This window comes from Roseofilum sp. SBFL (genome assembly GCF_017746885.1).
GTDB lineage: Bacteria > Cyanobacteriota > Cyanobacteriia > Cyanobacteriales > Desertifilaceae > Roseofilum.
The window spans coordinates 42,996-49,484 of the sequence record NZ_JAGHZH010000198.1 but is presented as its reverse complement, the minus strand read 5'-3'; the positions used below and the strand labels follow the sequence as shown (position 1 = coordinate 49,484).

Annotated in this window: 6 protein-coding genes; all 6 read left to right on the top strand. The window is 46.5% G+C overall.

Annotated elements, in window-relative coordinates; all coding sequences use genetic code 11:
* Nucleotides 1-178 precede the first annotated feature (178 nt).
* Entirely contained in the window at nt 179-355 is a 177-nt protein-coding gene (locus tag J7545_RS23825; protein WP_318699322.1) for a hypothetical protein, read from the top strand.
* Nucleotides 356-599: 244 nt separating this feature from the next.
* Nucleotides 600-767: a hypothetical protein gene (locus tag J7545_RS23820; RefSeq protein WP_318699323.1), complete on the top strand. Its 168-nt coding sequence runs from the start codon at nt 600-602 to the stop codon at nt 765-767.
* A gap of 3 nt (nt 768-770) precedes the next feature.
* Nucleotides 771-1,946, top strand: a complete 1,176-nt coding sequence (locus J7545_RS23815; RefSeq protein ID WP_318699324.1) for a homocysteine biosynthesis protein — start codon at nt 771-773, stop codon at nt 1,944-1,946.
* A 93-nt stretch (nt 1,947-2,039) separates the two neighbouring features.
* Nucleotides 2,040-4,277 carry a Na-K-Cl cotransporter gene (locus J7545_RS23810; protein WP_318699325.1) on the top strand — a complete coding sequence of 746 codons (2,238 nt, stop codon included), beginning with the start codon at nt 2,040-2,042 and terminating at the stop codon, nt 4,275-4,277.
* Nucleotides 4,278-5,174, top strand: a complete 897-nt coding sequence (gene rarD / locus J7545_RS23805) for an EamA family transporter RarD (protein WP_318699326.1) — start codon at nt 4,278-4,280, stop codon at nt 5,172-5,174.
* 102 nt (nt 5,175-5,276) lie between these two features.
* Nucleotides 5,277-6,437: a hypothetical protein gene (locus J7545_RS23800; protein WP_318699327.1), complete on the top strand. Its 1,161-nt coding sequence runs from the start codon at nt 5,277-5,279 to the stop codon at nt 6,435-6,437.
* Nucleotides 6,438-6,489: the final 52 nt, after the last annotated feature.

Here is a 6,489-nt window from a genome sequence, read left to right as displayed (position 1 = left end):
TAGGAACAAGAAAAGGGCCAATAAAGACCTTAAAAGCAGCGGTGTCTAAAGAGCCATCAAGGGTCATCAAAGCTAAAACTTTATCTTGAGTAATCGCCCCAACTAATGTAACTTTTTCTCCTCGATAAAAAGGTTTCATTTAAAGCTAGATAAACTGATTACTAAAAATGTGAATGGAGTGACCTTACAGATTCTGATGGTATGGATTGCTTACTTAATCTTGCAGTTAATGGAAATTTCTCAGTTCTATGGCAAAACCTTGTTGGATAAATTCCGTTATTTGCAAGTCGAACTTAGTCGGCGCTGCTCTATTATTCATTGGAGTTACGATCTGATTCCAGAAACCCTGATTTAGTTCACTAGGGACTTTTCTTCAGTTGAATGTAAAGTTTTATGTCAACATTCCACACTTCTGGCGTTTACCATGATTGTTACACCTTGGTAATTGGAGAGAGCAGCAGCGTTAAAATAACGATCGCTTCATCCCCCATTACCCATTACTCGTACGAAGCGCTATAATTCTTGGGTTTCCTAGACTTGGACTTCCCTGTCCATCCAGCAGAAACCCACTCCAACTCTATAAACCTTACTCTCTCACCATGAACCGCTCTAAATTTGTGGCTATTTTGACCGGAGCCATTTCCTTACTTTTGGCGATCGCCTATCTGATTCTAGTACAACTGCTCGATTTTCGAGGGGGAATGGTTCCTGCACCTCCCCTATCTACCCAGTATCCACCCTTGATTGTTACTCTGGATATCTCTTAACCCATGCGTACCGTTGCTGAAATCAATCATAAAATTCGCCGCCGAGAAGCGGTGGTGGTTACCGTAGAAGAACTGAAAGCTAGAGTTGCCGAAAGCACGGTTTCTGAAGTCGCCAAACAGGTCGATGCGATCGCCACCGGAACCTTTGAACCCATGGAATCTTCCGGAGCAATGCTCAACCTCGGGCAAACCGATCCACCGATCAAAATCCGTCAATGCTGGATTGATGGAGTGCCTGCCTACTCTGGGTTTGGGGCGGTAGATCTGTATTTAGGGGCCACGCAGATCGCAGAAACAAGAGAAGGCGAAATCCTCAAAGATCGGGGGGGAGGTCAGGCAATTGAAGACTTGATTGCAGGGAAATCCTTGCCTCTACGGGCCCTGGGTCAAGGTACAGATTGCTACCCAAGAGAATCTTTTGAGACCAATATTAGTAAAGAGAGTATCAACCAGTTTTATCTCTATAATCCCCGCAATTTATACCAGAACTTTATTGTTGGAGTCAATGGCGGCGATCGCCCCCTCTACACCTACCTAGGGCCCCTGCTGCCCCGCCTCGGTAACGCGGTATACGCCAATGCTGGGGCCCTTTCTCCCCTGTTCAATGACCCTGACTTAAGCTGGATTGGCATTGGCACACGGATTTTTATCGGCGGGGCGATCGGTTATATTACCTGGGAGGGAACCCAACACTTTCCCCTACAAAAGCGTCTTCCTAATCGTACCCCCATCGGCCCTGCTGCCACCCTTGCCCTCGTTGGAGATGCCAAACAAATGAGCCGAGAATGGGTGAGAGGCTGTTACTTTAAAAACTATGGCCCTTCCTTAATGTTAGGGGTAGGCGTTCCCCTACCCGTTCTGAATGAAGAAGTCGTACAATGCTGTGCTGTGCAAGATAAAGATCTGGTGGCTCCCATTGTTGATTTTTCTATTCCCCGACGCAACCGCCCCACATTTGGCTTGGTTAGTTATGCCCAACTCAAAAGTGGTAAAATTACCATCGAAGGAACCCCCGTGCGTACGGCTCCCTTAGCCAGCCTCTACCGATCGCGCCAAGTGGCGATCGCCCTAAAAAACTGGATTGATAGCGGTGAGTTTACCCTCACTGAACCTGTAGCAGCCATTTCTCGCGATCGCTCCTTCCTCCCCCAAGACCGGATTTTGGAATCGACGAATTAATGGCAGGGACGCGGAGATCGGTAAGATAGGAGGATGGGGAGACGCAGAGATTGGTTGTTCCCTATTTCCTATTCCCTATTCCTTATTCCCTTTATGAAAAAAAACAGCTCAAGTGCTGAAGTATCGCAAATATCTGCATCAGACGAGCCAGTAAAAACGGGCTTAGGAACCTTTGGTGGAGTCTATACCCCTTCGATCTTGACCATTCTAGGGGTGATCATGTACTTGCGGTTTGGACGGGTAGTGGGTAGTGTGGGGCTGATTCCCACATTGGCGATCGTTACCCTGTCTACTGCCATTACCTTCCTCACAGCCCTCTCGATCTCTGCCATTGCCACCGATCGCGTTGTCCGCACAGGCGGCGCATACTATATGATTAGTCGCTCCTTGGGCATTGAAACTGGAGGAGCTGTTGGTATTCCCTTATATTTTGCTCAAAGCCTTTCCATCGCCCTCTATACCATCGGTTTTGCCGAAAGTGTCGCCGCAACCTTTCCCGCTCTTAATCAGCTCTATGTGGGTATTATCACGACAATTCTGGTAGGAATTGTCGCCCTCACCTCCGCTAGCGTTGCCATTAAAGCCCAGTATTTTATTATGGGAGCAATCCTATTATCACTCACTTCTTTTGTCTGGGGTTCAGCTCTTCCTGATGTTACTCCTATGGGATGGGTGGGATCGCCCCCAGACAATAGCACATCCTTTTGGGAAGAATTTGCCGTCTTCTTTCCTGCGGTTACTGGAATCATGTCTGGGGTGAGCATGTCAGGAGACTTGAAAAATCCAATACGCTCGATCCCTGATGGCACTCTAGCAGCGGTAGGCACGGGATATGTCATCTATATGATTTTGCCGGTAATTCTGGCCATGCGATCGGACGCAAGCAGTTTGATTGCCAATCCTCTGATTATGCAACAGATGTCCTGGTGGGGGCCGGCAATCTTATTAGGGGTTTGGGGAGCAACCCTATCAAGTGCCTTGGGAAGTATTTTAGGGGCCCCTAGGGTATTACAAGCCTTAGCCAGAGATGGAGTCCTTCCAGACTGGTTGAGTTTTTTGGCAAGTGGGAGCGGTCGAGAGGATGAACCGCGTATCGGTACAATTGTTACATTAGGTGTGGCAGTTGCCTTGGTCTCTTTGGGAGAACTCGATCTGATTGCTCCCATTCTGACCATGTTTTTCCTTACCACTTACATGGTTCTTAATGTTGCCGCAGGTATAGAAGGCTTTTTACAAAGTCCCTCCTATCGCCCTGCCTTTAAAGTTCCCTGGTATCTATCCATTTTAGGGGCGATCGGCTGTTTAGCGGTCATGTTCTTAATTGATGCCATGGCTACTGTGGTTGCCGCCATTATCGTTCTGGCGATTTTTATCTGGTTGCAACGACAGGAACTCGAAGCTACTTGGGGAGATACTCGGCGAGGGATTTGGATGGCGATTCTCCGGGAGGGACTGCTCCAACTCGATCATGCTGAAGACCCCAAAAATTGGCGGCCCCATTTATTGGTGTTATCGGGTATTCCCCGCAAGCGCTGGCCTCTGATTGAGATTGCTGATGCTCTCACCCATAACCGAGGATTAATTACCATTTCTAGCGTGCTTCCGGAAGGTTCGCGGGATCTGTCTCAGCAGGCAGAATTGCAAATAATGATCCGCGAATATGTGGAAAAACGAGGCGTGCAAGCGTTGGTACGGGTGATTACAGCCCCCGATCCTTTTGAAGGAGCGGTACGCTTGGTGGAAAGCTATGGGTTAGGGCCTTTGGTTCCCAATACGGTGTTGTTGGGGGATAGTGAATCCCCTCAACGACGAGATCAATATTGTGAGATGATTACCCAATTACACCAAGCCAAACGCAGTATCCTGGTGTTTCGGGAAAACCCAGAACGAGGGTTTGGGAAACACCGCAGGATTGATATTTGGTGGCGGGGAATGCAAGCCAATGGGGGGTTAATGCTGTTATTGGCTTATCTGCTGCGTACTGATATCGATTGGCATCAGGCACAAATTTTTGTCAAAATTATCGTTACCGATGAAGCGGCGGCGGAATCAGCACGCTTGAATTTGGAACAATTTATCGGTCAATTGCGTTTGGGGGCGATCGCCGAAGTCATTGTTTCCCAAGGACGCTTATTTGAAGATATTCTGCACGAAAGTTCCCAAAATGCCGATTTAATTTTCTTGGGACTGGCTAAACCGGATTTAATTCCAGCCCACCAATACACCCAATATTATGAAACGTTGCATGATAAAACGGCGAATCTACCCACATTAGTGTATGTGTTAGCAGCTCCCGATTTCGATTTTGAAGAGGTGTTGACTGAAACTTAAATGCAAAGGGTCTTAATCAAGTTGAATCTCGGCATTCTCTATGCTGTTTTAGCCTATGGCACTTGGGGGCTTATTCCTCTATATTGGAAGCTCTTTGAGGCGCTGCCAGAGATGGAAATTATCTGTCATCGGATGATTTGGTCTTCTCTGCTGCTGTTGGTAGTGTCAGCCATGCAGCGGCAACTCACTGAGGTGAAGCGGTTGTGGCGATCGCCGAAAACATTGGCTATTCTACTGAGTACAGCAGCTTTAAACTCCCTCAATGGGGGCATTTATATCTATGGGGTCAATAGCGATCGCGTTTTAGAAGCGAGTTTAGGCTATTTCATTAATCCTCTGTTTAGTATTTTCCTTGGCTTTGTATTTTTGCGAGAGAAGCTTAATATTGGCCAATGGATTGCCGTTATCCTGGTGATGATAGGTGTGGGATATCTGATTTGGGAACAAGGCCAAATCCCATGGATTGCCATTGGCCTCACCCTCTCTTTTGGATTATACGGTCTCGTCCGTAAACTTTCTACTATCCAACCCATACCTGGATTAGCTGTTGAAAGCCTACTGATAGCTCCCATTGCTCTCGCTCTAGTCATGCATTGGGCAAAAACCGGCTCGGGTAACTTTGGACTCAGTTTACCCCTGACCTTCCTATTATTTAGTTGTGGGTTAGTGGCTCCTTTACCTTTACTCTGGTTTAACCTAGCAGTGAAACGAATAAACCTCTCAACCTTGGGATTTCTGCAATATATCGAACCAACGATTCAATTAATTTTAGCGGTGTTTCTCTATCAAGAACCCTTTACTCGAACTCACTTGATCTCTTTTAGTTTGATTTGGATCGCTATGGCCATTTATTCAAGTAATTCTCTGATCTCCCTCAATCCAAATCAAAAGGGTTGAATTTTCAAAAAAAATAATACTGAAGGTGAAATCGATCGAACCGGATGAAATTTCAGGTATGATGAAAGTCAGATCTGTTTTCACTGGATTTCGCGACCGTTTATGCCATTTTTGACTCGTAACTCTCTCCCCCTGTCGATTTCTCCCGATCGCCTCTACGCTGAATTTTTTCAGGAGGAAGCGGGATATAACAGTTGTAAAATGGCATTTCTCGATCGCACCATCGAGCGCTCTCCCTATCGGAGCGATGTGTCAAGCTATGGCGATCGCCTGAAACAATGCCCTAGTTTATACTATAGTTTATACTATGCTGGGTGTAAAAATTATTCTCCACTCAAGGAAAGACCTAAAATTAATGAGAGACGCTTAGATTTTCTGCACCCGGATATTAAAAATGCTTGCATTTGTATCGGTGGATCGGCGGGTGGTGCATTTAAAGCCCAATGGTTGGGTAGGAATGCGCTAGACAAAGTGGAGTTTTGGAGTGCAACCAAGTTTTTGCAAGTGATTAATGCCCTAACTCAGGTAACAGGAGAGTTGGAAGGGGCACAAATTGGAGATTCAGAGACGGTGTATCCCTTGATGGGTGCGATTAACGATCTGGTGAGCTATGCTGAAACCTACGGCAGTTCTAATGCGATCGCAGCAGCATTTAAGTGTTTCCAAACCTATGCCGATCTGGAAACTTGGGTGAAAGAACTCAGTGGACAAGAGGGTTTGGATTTCCAAGGATTATATGGGGAAGAACCCTTTACTGCCCAGCCACAAATTACTCGCAATGGGGAAGTCTTGCTCTCGGCGGTGGATGAAGTCAAATCTCGTGCAACTCAACCGGGAGAAAATTCAATCCCAGCTTATGTTCTGACTCGAATTTTATCGATGGTGGGTTGGCATCATCATTTATCTTCATCCGCTCGTATCCCTGGATTGGGGGATTCTCAGCTTGCCCTATTAGTGCCTTGTTTAGGGCGAGATTGTGCCCGCTATGTAGATGTGGCGATCGCCAAATTAGGCATACAGATTCAGAACCCGGTGATTCTCTCTAAAATGGGATTTGGGCGCAGTTCTTACCGCGATCGTACGGAACTGACGTATAGCTGTTTTGTGCAATTTGAATACCGAGGTCAATTGAAGTCTTTGACGATGACGTTACGCGCCGGGAAGGATTTAGGAGATGGCGATCGTGAAGCTGTAGAATTGGATGCTCGGATGGCAACGGAAGTCACGCAAATTATTCAGAGATTGGTGTTACATCAGTTATAGCGCTTCTGAGTTCTTCAGGATATATTAGGCTAATTTGAAGTTCACTTATACT